The following is a 16,102-nucleotide window of genomic DNA, read 5'->3' as shown; positions in this document are numbered from 1 at the left end:
TGTGGTTATGATTAATTTTGTGTACTTAACGCGTGGTGCTTGTGGTTGTGGTGGTCGTGGTACCCGTATTGGAACCATTCCCGCCACTACTCGCCGCCAGCGCAACGCCGACCAGTGCGCCAAGCGCGCCCACACCTACTGCGGTCGCGGTTCCCGTGGAAAGCGTTCCCGCGGTCGCACCGGCTGCGGTGCCTGTCTCTTCTGGTGCAGCAAACGCAGCAGAAGCCCCCGCTAAGTACACTATGGCTGCAGCAGCACATAAGACTTTTTTCATAGCATTTCCCTTCATTGAATGAATGGATATCGCCTGAAGAGTTTCAGGCGCGTTCAGTATAAGGCAATCAATTACCAGAAATCATGAAGTGCCCCTGGCTGGCAAGGGGGAGTCTGCGCGCGCGGAAAATCGAGCTTATTCAGCTTAATATGGTGAGGTTTGTTGAAATGAAACGACATATTGAAATTTATGACTGATTTAATGGCTTTAATTAGTACCATTCGCCATTGACGCCCTTTACAGGGGTCGCCGTTACCATGCAGACGTTGTCTGAAGAGAGTGATGTCATTAGCTGTTAATTTACAACAAGTTAACTATTAACTTTGCGCCAGATCGCAGAAATCGCGGTACAAAGGTTTCAGAATTATCCTGCCAGAAAAAACCCTTTATGGGTCAGTTTTAAGAATATCCTCATCCGCGTACAGGCGACTTGAGTAAATATTGGGGGTAATTAAGCGCGACATAAGGCTTTTCCTAACGCCTGTAAGGGAAGTAGCGGGCGAGACGGGCTAATACAGTTTTGTCAACCAGGACCACCCCAGAGTACGCTGGCGCTGACGCGATTAATGAGTGCAGCTCAGACGGGGATGCCGCTATAGAGAGTGACGCAGGCAAATAAATACGGTGAGGATACAGAGATCGGTGCGGCCTTACACATCATTGCAGCCAGTCAGATCGGAGCGGCCTTACGCACCGCTGCGGCCAGTCAGATGGGGACGGACCCTATGGCGTGGGCCCTGCAGACCAGATAACAGGGCCGGAGGCGGATCCCCCCGGCCCTGTAAACCCGCTCAGCGCACCGCGCGAACGAGGTTACTTAACCGCGCCAGTTTTTATAGCGGTTAATCAGCCCGTTAGTGGAGCTGTCGTGGCTGCTGACCTGCTCGCTGCCGGAAAGCTCAGGCAGGATGCGGTTAGCGAGCTGTTTACCCAGCTCAACGCCCCACTGATCGAAAGTGAAGATGTTAAGGATCGCGCCCTGGGTGAAGATTTTATGCTCATAAAGCGCAATCAGCGCGCCCAGGCTGAACGGGGTGATATCGCGCAGCAGAATGGAGTTAGTCGGTCGGTTACCTTCAAACACCTTGAACGGCACCACGTGTTCAACGTCGCTGGCCGATTTGCCTGCATCGGTAAACTCTTTCTCCACCACTTCGCGCGACTTGCCAAATGCCAGCGCTTCGGTCTGCGCAAAGAAGTTTGACAGCAGCTTGGCGTGGTGATCGCCCAGCTTGTTGTGCGTCACGGCCGGGGCAATAAAGTCACAGGGAACCATCTTGGTGCCCTGATGAATCAGCTGATAAAACGCGTGCTGGCCATTCGTCCCCGGCTCACCCCAGATAATAGGGCCAGTTTCATAGGTAACCGGCGTACCGTTGCGGTCAACGTACTTGCCGTTAGACTCCATATTGCCCTGCTGGAAGTAGGCCGCAAAGCGGTGCATATACTGATCGTAAGGCAGAATCGCTTCGGTTTCAGCGTCGAAGAAATTGTTATACCAGATGCCGATCAGCGCCAGGATCACCGGCAGGTTCTGCCCGGCTGGCGTGGTGGAGAAATGCCTGTCCATCGCGTGTGCGCCGCTAAGCAGTTTCTCAAAGTTATCAAAGCCCACCGACAGAATGATTGACAGGCCAATCGCTGACCACAGCGAGTAGCGTCCGCCTACCCAGTCCCAGAACTCGAACATATTGGCGGTATCAATGCCGAATTCGCCCACCGCTTTAGCATTGGTAGAGAGCGCGGCAAAGTGCTTCGCAACGTGCTTCTCATCACCCGCCGTGTTCAAAAACCAGTCGCGCGCGCTGTGGGCGTTGGTCATGGTTTCCTGGGTGGTGAAGGTTTTTGACGCCACCAGGAACAGCGTGGTTTCCGGGCTGAGATCCCTGACCGTTTCTGCAATATGGGTGCCGTCCACGTTGGAGACGAAATGCATATTCAGGTGATTTTTATACGGGCGTAGCGCCTCGGTGACCATAAACGGACCGAGATCGGAGCCGCCGATACCGATATTCACCACGTCGGTGATCGCTTTACCGGTGTAGCCTTTCCACTCACCGCTGATGATGCGTTCAGAGAATGACTTCATCTTCTCCAGCACCGCATTCACTTCGGGCATCACATCCTTGCCGTCAACCACAATCGGGGTATTGCTGCGGTTACGCAACGCCACATGCAGTACCGCCCGGTCTTCGGTGCGGTTGATCTTCTCGCCGGAGAACATCGATTTAATGGCACCCTGCAGGTCAGTCTCTTTTGCCAGCGCCTGGAGCTTCTCAAGCGTTTCGCTAGTAATGCGGTTTTTCGAGAAATCCACCAGCATCTGATCGTCAAAAGTGGCAGAAAATTTAGCAAAGCGGTCGCCATCTTTGGCAAACAGGTCCGCGATGCTGATATCTTTCATTTCTTCATAATGCTGCTGCAAAGCCTGCCAGGCAGCGGTTTGTGTCGGATTGATATTTTTCATAGCAACACACTCTTTTTATTTAAGAACCGTAAATCAGACCGGACGCCATGTTAGCGGAAGCGTCATCTGCAACACCTCTTTTGCTGCAACAGGCCAAAACTATCAGGGGCAGGATTTTCCCACCTTTTTGTCCGGGGTTATTTATAATTCATGCGACGGAGATTAACGCCGTTCAGCTTTTCAGTATGACTATTCTACCGTCGAAAGGAAAAATTTTATGGAGTTATCCGCCCCACTGCTGTTGGTTATCATCGGATTAAGTTCACTGGTAGCCCAGTGGGTAGCCTGGCTGCTGCGATTGCCTGCTATTCTGCCCCTGCTTATTTTCGGCATTGTCCTGGGGCCTTTTTGCCACGTTTTGCAGCCGGACGCGCTGTTTGGCAGCCTGCTCTTCCCCTTAGTCTCTCTTTCGGTGGCCATCATCCTGTTTGAAGGTGCGCTGACTCTGCGCTTTGACGAAATTGACGGCCTTGGCAGCGTGGTACGTAATCTGGTTAGCATTGGCATGCTGCTCACCTTCCTGGTCATTAGCGTGGCCTGCTGGGGTCTGCTGAATTTCCCGCCAGAGCTGGCGGCGCTGGTCGGCGCGGTGACCGTAGTGACTGGCCCAACGGTGATTGCGCCTCTGATGCGCGTGGTACGGCCTAATAAGGCCATCAACCAGATCCTGCGCTGGGAAGGCATTCTTATCGATCCCATTGGCGCTATTTTTACCCTGATGGTGTTTGAATTCATTGTCCTGCGTCAGAAAGCGGAATCTCTGACGCATCTGTTCTGGACGCTGGGCTTTACCGCCGCCGTCGGCCTGATTGCCGGGGTGCTGTTTGGCTGGCTGCTGGGCATTGCGCTGAAGCGCGTCTGGCTGCCGGGATACCTGCAAAATTTTGCGGTGCTGGCCGTGATGCTGACCGCCTTCGGCCTCTCCAACGCCATTGCCGATGAGTCCGGGCTGCTGACGGTCACGGTGATGGGCGTCTGGCTGGCCAATATGCGCGATGTCGATCTCACCGACATTATCGCGTTCAAAGAGGAGCTGTCGGCGCTGCTGATTTCTGCGCTGTTCATTATTCTGGCCGCCCGGCTGGACGTCAGCGCGCTGGTGGCGATGGGCTGGCCGCTGATTGGTCTGTTGCTGGTGGTGCAGTTTATCGCCCGGCCACTCTGCATTGCGGCCTCCACCCTGGGGTCAAGCCTGCACTGGCGTGAAAAGCTGATGCTCAGCTGGATCTCGCCGCGCGGGATTGTTGCCGCCGCCGTGAGTTCGCTGTTTGCGCTGACGCTGGAAAAAATCGGCTATCAGGGCGCGGACAGGCTGGTGACGGTGGTTTTTGCGGTAATTATTGGCACCGTGGTGCTACAGAGCCTGACCAGCGCCGTGCTGGCGCGGGCGCTGCGCGTCAGGCAGCGCGAGCCGCACGGCGTGTTGATTATCGGAGCGAACAGCGTGGCGCGCGCGCTGGCCCTGGCCCTCAAAAAGCTGGATATTCCGGTTCGGGTCACCGACAGCAGCTGGGAATACTATCGTCAGGCGCGCATGGAGGGGATCCCGGCGTGGTATGGCAACGCCTGGTCCGAGTATGCAGAAAACTTCCTCGACCTGAGCGACACCGCGCAGGTGCTGGCCCTGTCGCCTAATCGCCATCAGAACGCGCTGGCGGTCTACCACTTCAGCCATATTTTTGGTGCCGATAAAGTAGCCGCCATTCGTTCAGGGGCCACGCTGAAGGGGCGACGGGACAGCGAAAGCCCGCGCTTTCGTCGGCATGAAGTGCTGTTTGGCCCGCAGCAAACCTATGCCCGGCTGAGCAGCCTGCTGGCGAAGGGGGCGACGCTCAAAGCCACGCGGCTGAATGAAAACTTTGGCTGGCTGGAGTATCTGGAAAAAAACCAGGGCGTGATCCCGCTGTTTATTTACAACGAGCAGGGAAAATTGAGTCCGGTGAAGGGTGAACAGACGCCGCCGCTACCCTGCACGCTGATTGCGCTGGTACAAAATGAGATCCCCTCAACCGGCAGGGATTGACAGCGAACGCATAACCCGATATTTGTAGTCGGCTACTTGCGCATCTGATGCGCAAGCCAGAAGAGGCGCGTCGCCCAGGCAGTGTGTTTGAGGAGCCGAATCCGTCGAAAACACATCAGGGGGAGCGACGCCGAGGTGCAAACCATGCGGCGTGGTGAGCATCGACTACAGGGGCTGAATCCCCTGGGTTGTCACCGGGCGCGCGACGATAAACCGCGCCCTATCCTGATTAGTTGACGTTGCGGCAGGCAAATGCGTTCCGATAAACTGTTAAAAGTGAACCGGTAAGTTAGCGCAAAGAGCATAGCCGCCGCGTCAGGTAAGCGGGTAAACAAGGTGGGGCGCTTCTGGGTGACGCGTAGTTAAAGGCTTTTCTACGTCTTCCCCCTTTCTGCTCCTCCCTTGTGCCAACGCTGATGGAAACTAACCTGACACGAGGTATGTCAACACATGTCCCAAACACTGATAGTGGCTAAATTTGGCGGAACCAGCGTGGCCGATTTCGCCGCCATGAACCGCAGCGCCGACGTGGTGCTTGCCAATCCGGGTACACGTCTGGTGGTGCTTTCCGCCTCGGCGGGCGTGACCAATCTGCTGGTCACGCTGGCTGAAGGCCAGGAGCAGATGCAGCGCGCTTATCTGCTGGATGAAATCCGCCGTATTCAGTATGCCATCATCGACCAGCTCGCCCAGCCGGAGATCATCCGTGACGAAATTGATCGCGTGCTGGAAAACATTACCATGCTTTCCGAAGCGGCGGCGCTGGCAACCTCTACCGCCCTGACCGACGAACTGGTCAGCCACGGTGAACTGATGTCCAGCCTGCTGTTCGTCGAGGTGCTGCGCCAGCGCAGCGCCCCCTCGCTATGGTTTGACGTCCGCAAAGTGATGCGCACCGACGATCACTTTGGTCGCGCCGAACCCGACATGGCGCTGCTTGCTGACCTTGTGCAGACCCAGCTTGCTCCGCGGATGGCAGAAGCGCTAATCGTCACCCAGGGCTTTATCGGCAGCGAAGCCAAAGGCCGCACCACCACGCTGGGCCGCGGCGGTAGCGATTATACCGCCGCGCTGCTCGGCGAGGCGCTGCACGCCAGCCGAATTGATATCTGGACCGACGTACCGGGCATCTACACCACCGATCCCCGCGTGGTGCCGTCAGCGAAACGCATTGACGAAATCACCTTCGAAGAAGCGGCGGAGATGGCAACCTTCGGCGCGAAAGTGCTGCACCCGGCCACGCTGATGCCAGCAGTGCGCAGCGACATCCCGGTCTTTGTCGGCTCGAGCCGGGACCCGGAAGCGGGCGGCACACGCGTATGCAATCAGACGCAGAATCCTCCGCTGTTCCGCGCGCTGGCGCTGCGCCGCAAGCAAACCCTGTTGACGCTCCACAGCCTGAATATGCTGCACGCGCGCGGCTTCCTGGCCGAAGTGTTCAATATTCTGGCGCGTCACAGTATCTCAGTAGACCTGATAACCACCTCGGAAGTCAGCGTGGCGCTGACGCTGGATACTACCGGCTCCACCTCAACGGGCACCAGCCTGCTGACGCAGGCGCTGCTAACGGAGCTGTCGTCGCTGTGCCGGGTCGAGGTGGAAGAGAACCTGGCGCTGGTCGCGCTGATCGGCAATAAGCTCTCCCAGGCCGCGGGCGTAGGTAAAGAGGTCTTTGGCGTGCTGGAGGGGGTCAATCTGCGCCTGATTTGCTATGGTGCCAGCAGCTATAACCTCTGCTTCCTGGTGCCCGGCCAGGACGCTGAGAAAGTGATTCAGAAACTGCATCGCAATTTATTCGAGTAATGCTTCCGAATGCTGATGGCAAATCCTGCACGCAACAACAACGACTGAAATAAGGAAGTCTGGCTATGCTTGCCACCGTTACCCGACTGTTTCCACTCTGGGCAGTCCTGCTCTCCGCCGCCGCCTGGTATTCCCCCGCCCCCTTTCTGAGCATCGGGCCATGGGTTACCTCGCTGTTGATGCTGATTATGTTCGGCATGGGCGTGACGCTAAATATTAACGATTTCAAACGGGTGCTGACGCGCCCCGCGCCGGTTATTGCCGGAACCTTTCTGCACTACCTGGTAATGCCGCTTGCCGCCTGGGGGCTGGCAAAGCTCTTTCATATGCCGTCGGAACTGGCCGCCGGTATGATTCTGGTTGGCAGCGTCGCCAGCGGTACCGCTTCAAACGTAATGATCTATCTGGCGAAGGGCGACGTGGCCCTGTCGGTGACCATCTCTTCAGTATCGGCGCTGGTCGGGGTGTTCGCTACGCCGCTGCTGACTAAGCTCTATGTAGACACCCATATTCAGGTGGATGTGGTTGGTATGCTGCTGAGTATTATCAAAATTGTGGTGGTGCCGATCGGCATTGGCCTGATTGTTCACCATACGCTCAACGGCGTGGTGAAGCGCGTGGAGCCGTATCTTCCCGCGTTTTCCATGGTCTGCATTCTGCTGATCATCAGTGCGGTAGTGGCGGGCAGCCAGGGCTTTATCGGTTCAGTGGGACTGATGGTGATCGCGGCGGTGATCCTGCATAACGCCATCGGGCTGATGGGCGGCTACTGGGGCGGAAAGCTGTTTGGCTTTGACGAATCCACCTGCCGCACGCTGGCGCTGGAGGTGGGCATGCAGAACTCGGGGCTGGCCGCTACGCTGGGCAAGCTGTACTTCTCCCCGCTGGCGGCGCTGCCTGGCGCACTCTTCTCCGTCTGGCATAACCTCTCCGGTTCGCTGCTGGCAGGATACTGGTCGGGTAAACCCGTTAAAAAGAAATTTTGAGGGAAACGAGGGATAACGCAGGTTCTGTTACCCCTCAACGCCCTTTACTGCGCGTTTTGCTGCTGCTGTTGCTGCTGCTTTTCGTCCGCTTTTTTAGCTTTTTTCTTCGCCATATGATGACCCACGGCACAACCCGCTGCCGCGCCAGCCACGCCGTGATGCTTGATATGGCCCGCCACGCCGCCTACTGCGGCACCTTTGATACAGCCTGCCGCTTCAACCTGTGACGTTGCAGACATCAGCAGGCCAAGGGTCACAACAAATACTGGAAGTTTACGCATACCCATCTCATCCTCAAAAAAATCAAAAAATACACCATCGTCAGACAGGAGAGCATAGCGCTCTTTATCAGAAAGAACAGGTGACAGAGAGAGATTCCAGAACAGTCTGGATTTGCGGTGAAGGCGCAGGCACTTTCCCGAATACCGTCGTGGCTGACCCGTCCCTACTCCTCATCCCTTTCATCATCCGGCTGCTCCAGCACGCTGTAGGCCACCGCGCAAAACAGCGAGTTAAGACGCTTCATATCGCCCAGCAGGCCCAGATGCAGCGAGCTGGTTTCAATACTCTGCACGTTTTGCTGGTGCAGGCGATCGACATGCTTATGCGAGTAGCGCCGGTTGGTGATGCGGAAGCGGTGCTTGGCGCGGCGTAGCCGTTTTGCGCTGGTCATATCCTGCGATAAAAACACCGACAGGCTCAGGCGCAGATTACTGGTAAGCTGCTCCAGCAGCGCATCCAGCTCGTTCAGCCCGTCCACGGAGAAAGGCCGACGGGCGTTAAGAGATTTGTCCGCCACGTCACCGCTCATTCGCTCCAGAATATCGCCCGCCATCTCCAGGTTAAGCGCCATCTCGATAATTTCCGCCCAGCGGCGGGAGTCGTCCTCAGGCAGATCCTCCTTCGGCATCTGGGCGAGATAGAGCTTGATGGCGGTATAGAGAACGTCCACATCGTCGTCCAGCCGACGAATTTCGCGATCCTCCCGCACCTCGCCGTGAATGACCTTAGTGAAGGTCGCCAGCATCTGGTCCAGCACATCACCCATGCGCAGCGTCTCGCGCGAGGCATTTGCCAGCGCCAGCGCGGGCGTATCGAGCGCGCTGGGATCGAGATGGCGCGGTTTCAGCCGCAGATCGCTCTCCGGCTCCTCGCGGATCAGGCGGCGGCAAAGCCTGGCCATCGGCTCGGCAAAAGGCACCATAATCAGGCAGCGGATCAGGTTGTAGAAAACGTGGAAGAATATCACCAGCTCTTCGTCGTTTACCGGCAGCTTATGCAGCCAGACGGCCAGGACATCCACAAACGGCAGGACCACCAGCGAGCCGATAAATTTAAACAGCAGGCTGCCCAGCGCCACGCGCTTGCCCGCCGCGTTGGCGGTGCTGTTATTGAGCATCGCCAGCAGCCCGCTGCCGAGGTTAGCCCCGATCACCAGGCACAGCGCCACCTTAAAGGAGATAACCCCTGTGGCGGTCAGCGTTGCGGTGATCAGCACGGCGGCCAGGCTGGAGTAGCTGACAATGGCAAACACCGCGCCAATCAGCGCATCCAGCATCACGTCCCCGGTCAGCGACGAGAAGATAACCTTCACCCCGGAGGCCTGAGTAATTGGCGTGGCGGCGGCGACGATCAGCTGTAGCGCCAGCAGGATCAGCCCCAGCCCGATGCTGGCGCGACCCAGTTGCCCGGCGCGCGTCTGTTTGCGGCCCAGAAAGAACACCACGCCGAAGAAGATAAACAGCGGGGAAAGCCAGGAGAGGTCAAAGGTCAGGATACGCGCCATCAGCGCGGTACCGACGTCGGCCCCCAGAATAATCACCAGCGCGGGCGTCAGTCCCACCAGCTCCTGCGCCACAAAGGACGTCACCAGCAGCGTGGTGGCATTACTGCTCTGTACCAGCGCGGTGACGCCAATACCCGCCATAAACGCCATCGGTTTTTTTGCCACGCTGCGGCTCAGCACGCGGCGTAAATCAGCACCGTAGACGCGCATAATGCCGGTACGCACAATATGCGTTCCCCAGATCAGCAGCGCCACGGCAGAAAGTAAATTAAGCAGGGTTAACACCGGTATCGACCTCGTTACATCACAAACATACCATCGGGGCGATTCTGTCCGCCCCGCTTACCGCCTTAAGCGTAGTCGATTTGGTGAAAAAATGTGTTTAATCAGCGTGATATCTGGTCACTATCAGGCAACTTCGCGCAGCGTGCCTGGCTCCAGCAGCAGACCGACCTGAAAGCCCGCCGGATGCAGGCTCTCTACCGAGCGGTTCAGCACGTCGACCCACAGCTCGACCTCTTTTGCCTTAACCCGGTAGCGAATAACGTTCCCCAACAGGCTGTGGCCGAGTATCTCCGCCGGAATGCCCTGCCCGGACGGACAGAAAACCACGGATTCAGGCCGTAGCGCCACCTGGCGGTGAAAGGTCTGGCCGGTCAGCCGCGCTGCCTGCTCTGCCGTCAGCAGGTTGTAGTGGCCGATAAAACCAGCGGCAAACAGATTGACGGGCTGGGTATAGAGCGCCTCGGCATTACCGGTTTGCACAATCCTGCCCTGGTCCATCAGCACGATACGGTCGGAAAGCACCAGCGCCTCCTCCTGATCGTGCGTGACGAACAGCGTGGTCAGGTTAAGCTCTTTCTGAATGCTGCGAATGCGATCGCGAAGGTGGCGGCGAATACGCGCATCCAGCGCCGAAAGCGGCTCATCCAGCAGCAGCAGTCGCGGTCGGGTCACCAGCGAACGCGCCAGCGCCACGCGCTGACACTGCCCACCGGAAAGCTGATGCGGGTAGCGCTGGGCGTAGTCGTTCATCTCCACCAGCTCCAGCACCTCCGCGACGCGCTGCGAAATCGCGGATGCCGGAAGTTTCTGCATCTTCAGGCCAAAGGCCACGTTACGCTCCACGGTCATATTGGGAAACAGCGCGTAGCTTTGAAATACCATGCCGACGGCGCGATTCTGCGGCGTCAGCGGCGCAATGTCCTGCCCGTGAAGGAAAATCTGCCCGCCATCGACCGGGGTCAGGCCCGCGATACAGCGCAGCAGCGTGGATTTACCACAGCCGCTGGGACCGAGCAGGGTAACAAACTCCCCCTCGCTGGCGGAAAAATCAATATCCTGAAAAATCATCGTCGGGCCATAGCTTTTACTCAGGCGGGTGACGTTCAGCCAGCTCATATTCAGCCTCTCTCGCGGTTCAGGACGTTCGCCAGCCAGGTGATCAGCAGGACGACCAGGAAGTAGGAAATCACTAACGCGCTGCTGAAGTGACCGCTTTCATTACGCACGTTATAGAGATAGACCTGTAGCGTTTCATAGCGGGTGCCGACCAGCAGGTTAGCAAGTACAAACTCACCTATCAGGAATGAGAAGGAGAGCAGCACGGCGATAAAGGTTCCCTTGCGCAGATTCGGCAGCACCACCAGCAGCGCGGCCTGCCAGGTAGTGGCCCCCAGCAGGTGCGCGGCGTCAATCAGCTCACGCATATTGATCGCCTGCATATTGTTGGCCAGCGCCCGGTAGATAAAGGGCAGCGCGAGGGTGAAATAACAACCGATTAAAATCCAGGGCGTACCGGTTAGCATCAGCGGCGGGTCGGAGTAGAGCTGGAGCAGGCCCACCGAGGAGACCACCGGCGGCACGGCAAACGGCATCAGGATCAGCACATTCATTATCGCGTCCAGCCGGGGAAAATAGTAAGCAATTACAAACATGGCAGGCAGCACCAGCACAAGCGAGAAGATAAGCGCCCCCAGGCAAATCAGCAGGGAGTGGCCCAGCGCGGTCATAAAGCGTGGATCGCTCCATAACTGCGCCATCCACCTGAGGGTAAAGCCCTGCGGCAGAATGGTTGCCCCCCAGGTGGTGGAGAGCGCATAGAGCAGCGTCGCCAGCAGCGGCAGCGCCAGTATCAAAAACACCAGCCACACCACCCCTTGATGATAGAGATATTCACACCGTGACATCCGTCAGCTCCTCCGGCCTGCGTACTGGTAGCTGCGGCGCAGCAGCCACTGGTGCACCAGGGTGATCGCCACCATCAGCAGCACCAGCAGCATCGCCAGCGCGCTGCCCATATTGGGATCGAGAGAGATATCGCCCGAGACCAGCGCGGCAATCCGCACCGGGACCAGGTTGACGTTACCGGTGGTCAGCGCATAAAGGGTGGCGTAAGCCCCCAGCGCATTCGCCAGCAGGATCACAAAGGTGCCGAGCAGCGCGGGCGACAGGATCGGCAGACCAATATGCCGCCAGTAGTGCCAGCGTCCTGCCCCCAGCAGCGCCGCCGACTCCTGCCACTCCTTCTTCAGCCCGTCAAAGGCCGGGTAGAGCAGCAGGATCCCCAGCGGGATCTGAAACCAGCTGTAAACCACAATCAGCCCGTCGGCCGAGTAGAGGTTAAAGGTCCGCATCAGGCCATATTTATGCATCAGCAGCGTTACGCAGCCGTTCAGCCCCAGCAAAATCACAAAGGCGAAGGCCAGAGGCACCCCGGCGAAGTTGCTGGTCATATTGGTGAATGACATCAGGAAGCGGTGCAGCCTGCCGCCGCCGAGCTGATGCAGCGAATACCCGCCCGCCAGGGCGATAAGCAGCCCCCAGACGCTCGACCAGAACGAGATATCCAGCGAGAAGCGCATCGCCTGACGATAAAAAGCGGAGGTCAGGATATCGCTGTAGTTGCCCCAGCCCCAGGCTTCATACATCTCGCTGTAGAAGCTGTGGATGGCAATCCACACCAGCGGCGCAACCTGAAAAGCAATATAGAACAGCGTGAACGGCAGCAGGCACAGCAGCGCTAACCCTTTCCCCCTCATCACTCTGCCTCCCGCCGCGCCAGCAGCTCGGGGCAGAGAGGCTTATCATGATCGACGCCCAGCAGTTCACACAGCGTGCCGCACAGCTCGGTTTGCAGCGGCGCGGCATCCATTTGCAGTGAAAAGGCCTGGCCGAAGACGAACAGCGGCACCGAGGTTTCCTCCGGCAAAATGCCGCCGTGGCTGCGATCGTCATTCATGCCATGATCGGCGGTGACCAGCACCTGATACCCCGCCTCCAGCCAGCCCGGCATCCAGTGCGACAGATAACCGTCGGCCATCCGCGCGCGGTTACGGTACTGCGGCGTGGAGAGGCCAAACTTATGTCCGGCGTCATCAATATTCATCGGATGGATCAGCAGGAAATCGGGGTTGTGGCGCAGCCGCAGGCTTTCCGCATCCTCAAACAGATGGGAATCCGGGTAGCCGTCGTCATAATAGAAGTGACCGTACTGGATGGGCAGCGCCGCATCGACGGTATGACGATCCCGGGCGGGCTGCCAGGGCGAACGGTTATACAGCTCGCTCACCCAGTGGTAGGCCGCCGCCGCCGTGGTCAGCCCGGCCTCACGCGCATAGTGGAACACGCTGCGCTCCCGGCTCAGGCGATTGACGCCATTATGCACCACGCCGCTTTTGACCGGCGTGACGCCGGTAAGAATGCACTCATACAAAGGGCGCGACAGCGAGGGAAGCTCACAGGTCAGCTGATAGAGCTGCCCGTTACCCTGCGCACATTCCGCCTGGAGATAGCCCATCGTCGCCTCAGCCACCTCATAATTCAGCCCGTCCAGCACCACCAGAATCGTTTTCATCCCGACTCCCTACTGCTTCATATTGACGATAACGTTTTCCTGCCACAGGCGCGGCAGCATTTTAGCGGCTTTGTCCCACGCTGCCGGATCGGCGATGGGGTGTGCGCTCTTATAGGCGGAGGCGGGCAGCAGTTTGGCCTGCACGTCGGCGGGCAGCGTCAGATGTTCAGCGCGGATCGGGCGGGCGTAGCCGCGTGCAAGGTTGATCTGCCCGGCGTCGGAGAAAATATATTCCCGCGCCAGCTTCGCGGCATTGGGGTGCTGCGCATACTTGTTGATGATGGTGGTGTAGCCGGAGGTGATGGATCCATCGGACGGGATAACGACCTCAAAGCGGCTCCTGTCGATGCGGTCGCGATAGTTCAGACCATTAAAGTCCCATACCACCGCCACCTGAATTTCGCCCTTCTCGATGTTGGCGATCACCGGATCGCTTACCCCCAGCCGTCCCTCTTTCGCCAGCTCACCAAAGAATGCCAGCGCAGGCTTGAGGTTGGTCTCGCTGCCGCCCAGCGCGTAGCTGGCCGCCAGCACGCCGTTGGCCGCCTGGGCCGCGACGCCCACGTCGCCGATGGTCACCACGTATTTGCCCTTTTTCAGGTCGGCCCAGCTGTGCGGCACCTCTTTCACCTGGCCCTTATTCACAATAAACGCGATGGTACCGGTGTAGGCCAGCGCCCAGTACCCCTCTTTATCCTTCGCCCACGCCGGGATCTGATCCCAGGTGCTGGGCTTATAGGGCTGCGCCAGCCCCTTCTGTACCGCGATCGAGCCAAAGGAGGCCCCTACGTCACCGATATCCGCGCTGGCGTGGCTTTTTTCTGCCGCGAACTTCGCCAGCTCCTGCGCCGACGACATATCGGTGTCGCTGTGCTTAATACCGTACTGACTGCTGAGGTCATCCCAGGTTTGCTTCCAGTTGGCCCAGCTGTCCGGCATCCCGACGCTGTTCACCTCCCCTTCACTTTTTGCCGCTTTTTCCAGCACAGCGAGATCGCCGTCCGCTGCGCGGGCGCCGGACAGGTTCAGAAGAAGGGCACTGACTAAAACAGATGCGAATAGTGGTTTCATCACTGCTGCTCCGGGTGGGTCGTTGAGGGGATTTCTGGATCATTCCAGCAAGATCCGCGCCAATCTAACCTGGCGAGATGACAGTTTTATGAAAAGCCGCGGGCATGGGCAGAGGTAAGGTCGCCAGCGCCTTACGCCCGAAACCGCCCTTAATTGAGATAGCAGCCGCGCGGGCTTTATGCGCGGCTTCCGATCCGTTTATGTGCAGCTTCGCACTAAATAGAGGCCTGATAACCCTCGCACTGTGCCCGGAAGTGGCGCCTTTTACCTGCAGGCTGAATGCATACCGTTTTCTCCCTCCGGCGGGGGCGGCTGATTAATCATCATGCCGCGTGGCCGGGAGCCGCGCGAAGCCTGCCCAGAGCTTTTTCAGCATCCGCCCATACTGATCCGACCAGATAACGCCGCTTGCAATATTGCCTGATAAAACGAAAATGGTTTCCATAATGTGAAAAAGAAGGGATCCGCCATGACCACGCCAGCAGTTATCAAACGCGGCAAAAAGCCCCGTGCCGCGCAGACGCAGCCCGCCCAGCCCGCAGGCCAGGTCCAGTCGCTCACCCGCGGCCTGAAGCTGCTGGAGTTTATCGCCGATGCCCACGGCAGCGTGGCGCTGACTGAGCTGGCGCAGCAGGCGGGATTACCCAACTCGACCACCCATCGCCTGCTGACCACAATGCAGCAGCAGGGGTTCGTGCGTCAGGTGGGCGACCTCGGCCTGTGGACCATCGGCGCGCACGCCTTTGTGGTGGGCAGCAGCTTTTTGCAGAGTCGTAACCTGCTGGCGCTGGTCCACCCGATGCTGCGCAAACTGATGGAGGATTCGGGAGAGACGGTTAATCTGGCCGTGCTGGACATTAGCGATCGCCAGGCAGTGATTATCGACCAGGTGCAGTGTACCCAGCTGATGCGCATGTCTGCCCCCATTGGCGGCAAGCTGCCGATGCATGCTTCCGGCGCGGGCAAAGCCTTTCTGGCCAACCTCTCCGAGGCGCAGGTCAGCGAGCTGCTGCACCGGCAAGGGCTGCATTACTACACGCCGCGCACCCTGATGTCGCCGCACAGTCTGAAGGAGAACCTGGCACTGGTGCGCAAGGTCGGTTTTTCCTTCGATGATGAAGAACACGCCCTGGGGCTGCGCTGCGTCGCGGCCTGCATCTACGACGAACACCGCGAACCCTTTGCCGCCATCTCCATTTCCGGCCCGGTGTCCCGCGTTACGGATGACCGCGTAACCGAGCTGGGCGCGCTGGTTATCGGCGCGGCGAAGGAGATAACCCGTGAATATGGCGGGTTGAGGTAATCTAAGGTTTCGGGCCGGTAACCCGGTACTGCGCAGTATTATGGCGGTGGTATGCCGCATGGCCAGAGACTCTGTAATCTGACCACGGTTGATAAGAGCGTTATTGTCGCTGCGCCAGTTGGTGATTCTTAACTTCTGTATGTGCTTTCACGTCTTTAACAAATTCATCACAATTAAACGGCATTTACGATCGATTCTTTTACTGTGACCCTGCCCTAAAACCTCTGCGACAAACCGCCCGTTACGGGTTTTTTTAAGCGCGGCTACCGTCCCCCCTCCCGCTCAGCCCGCCCTTCTGTCAAAAACACTCACTTATCGCTTCTGAGACCGGCAAAGGCTTGAGAAATGCTCACCGCCGCCTTTTCCCTTCAAACTTACTGAACTCATCAGAGCCGTTTTGGAAACACCCGGTACTTTCAGAATCCCACCTCAATCGTGGCTCTCCGCAGCACTTACTTCTGCGGTGCAAAACCAGCAAATCGTGCCGCCTGATGCGGTCATGGAAATATTCAGCAAACAAAATACATGCATTA

General features: G+C 58.0%; 13 protein-coding genes and 1 riboswitch. Of the genes, 4 read left to right on the top strand and 9 right to left on the bottom strand.

From position 1 onward, the window contains the following. Nucleotides 1-25 precede the first annotated feature (25 nt). Both yjbE and pgi read right to left on the bottom strand, forming a co-directional pair. Nucleotides 26-274 (bottom strand): exopolysaccharide production protein YjbE, encoded by a 249-nt coding sequence (gene yjbE / locus ACLRGG_RS08650; RefSeq protein WP_067704547.1) that lies wholly within the window; start codon nt 272-274, stop codon nt 26-28. 817 nt (nt 275-1,091) lie between these two features. Continuing rightward, nucleotides 1,092-2,741: a glucose-6-phosphate isomerase gene (gene pgi, locus ACLRGG_RS08645; protein WP_416249336.1), complete on the bottom strand. Its 1,650-nt coding sequence runs from the start codon at nt 2,739-2,741 to the stop codon at nt 1,092-1,094. Nucleotides 2,742-2,958: 217 nt separating this feature from the next. Here pgi and ACLRGG_RS08640 point away from each other — a divergent pair, with 217 nt between their 5' ends. The 3 genes from ACLRGG_RS08640 (at nt 2,959) to panS (ending at nt 7,553) form a co-directional block, all read left to right on the top strand. Next, nucleotides 2,959-4,764 carry a cation:proton antiporter gene (locus tag ACLRGG_RS08640; protein WP_416249335.1) on the top strand — a complete coding sequence of 602 codons (1,806 nt, stop codon included), beginning with the start codon at nt 2,959-2,961 and terminating at the stop codon, nt 4,762-4,764. Between the two features lie 52 nt (nt 4,765-4,816). After that, nucleotides 4,817-4,978: riboswitch (Lysine riboswitch) on the top strand. A gap of 236 nt (nt 4,979-5,214) precedes the next feature. Next, a complete protein-coding gene (gene lysC, locus ACLRGG_RS08635; RefSeq protein WP_416249334.1) occupies nt 5,215-6,567 on the top strand; it encodes a lysine-sensitive aspartokinase 3 in 1,353 nt (450 codons plus the stop codon). Nucleotides 6,568-6,632: 65 nt separating this feature from the next. After that, on the top strand, nt 6,633-7,553 hold the full coding sequence (gene panS, locus ACLRGG_RS08630) for a ketopantoate/pantoate/pantothenate transporter PanS (protein WP_416249333.1): 921 nt from the start codon (nt 6,633-6,635) through the stop codon (nt 7,551-7,553). A gap of 44 nt (nt 7,554-7,597) precedes the next feature. Here panS and ACLRGG_RS08625 read toward each other — a convergent pair whose 3' ends face one another. The 7 genes from ACLRGG_RS08625 to ACLRGG_RS08595 all read right to left on the bottom strand — a co-directional run bounded on the left by ACLRGG_RS08625 (nt 7,598) and on the right by ACLRGG_RS08595 (nt 14,266). Beyond that, entirely contained in the window at nt 7,598-7,834 is a 237-nt protein-coding gene (locus ACLRGG_RS08625) for a hypothetical protein (protein WP_416249332.1), read from the bottom strand. A 164-nt stretch (nt 7,835-7,998) separates the two neighbouring features. Then, nucleotides 7,999-9,624 carry a Na/Pi cotransporter family protein gene (locus ACLRGG_RS08620; protein WP_416249331.1) on the bottom strand — a complete coding sequence of 542 codons (1,626 nt, stop codon included), beginning with the start codon at nt 9,622-9,624 and terminating at the stop codon, nt 7,999-8,001. Between the two features lie 123 nt (nt 9,625-9,747). Then, nucleotides 9,748-10,740 (bottom strand): ABC transporter ATP-binding protein, encoded by a 993-nt coding sequence (locus ACLRGG_RS08615; RefSeq protein ID WP_416249330.1) that lies wholly within the window; start codon nt 10,738-10,740, stop codon nt 9,748-9,750. 2 nt (nt 10,741-10,742) lie between these two features. Next, nucleotides 10,743-11,528, bottom strand: a complete 786-nt coding sequence (locus tag ACLRGG_RS08610) for an ABC transporter permease (RefSeq protein WP_416249329.1) — start codon at nt 11,526-11,528, stop codon at nt 10,743-10,745. 3 nt (nt 11,529-11,531) lie between these two features. Then, nucleotides 11,532-12,380, bottom strand: coding sequence for an ABC transporter permease (locus ACLRGG_RS08605; protein ID WP_416249590.1), 849 nt, complete (start codon nt 12,378-12,380; stop codon nt 11,532-11,534). Further along, the gene (locus tag ACLRGG_RS08600; protein ID WP_416249328.1) at nt 12,380-13,195 is read right to left on the bottom strand and encodes an alkaline phosphatase family protein; all 816 of its coding nucleotides are present in this window, start codon (nt 13,193-13,195) and stop codon (nt 12,380-12,382) included. Before ACLRGG_RS08600 ends, ACLRGG_RS08605 begins: the two co-directional genes overlap by 1 nt. 9 nt (nt 13,196-13,204) lie before the next feature. After that, nucleotides 13,205-14,266 carry an ABC transporter substrate-binding protein gene (locus tag ACLRGG_RS08595; protein ID WP_416249327.1) on the bottom strand — a complete coding sequence of 354 codons (1,062 nt, stop codon included), beginning with the start codon at nt 14,264-14,266 and terminating at the stop codon, nt 13,205-13,207. Nucleotides 14,267-14,735: 469 nt separating this feature from the next. Between ACLRGG_RS08595 and iclR the strand changes: the two genes are divergently transcribed. Further along, complete coding sequence (gene iclR / locus ACLRGG_RS08590) at nt 14,736-15,569, top strand: glyoxylate bypass operon transcriptional repressor IclR (protein ID WP_416249326.1); 834 nt, start codon at nt 14,736-14,738, stop codon at nt 15,567-15,569. Nucleotides 15,570-16,102: the final 533 nt, after the last annotated feature.

The organism is Erwinia sp. PPS120 (genome assembly GCF_047918655.1).
Classification (GTDB): domain Bacteria; phylum Pseudomonadota; class Gammaproteobacteria; order Enterobacterales; family Enterobacteriaceae; genus Erwinia; species Erwinia tasmaniensis_A.
Note: the sequence above shows the minus strand (reverse complement) of the source record. Positions and strands in the feature narration are given on the sequence as shown.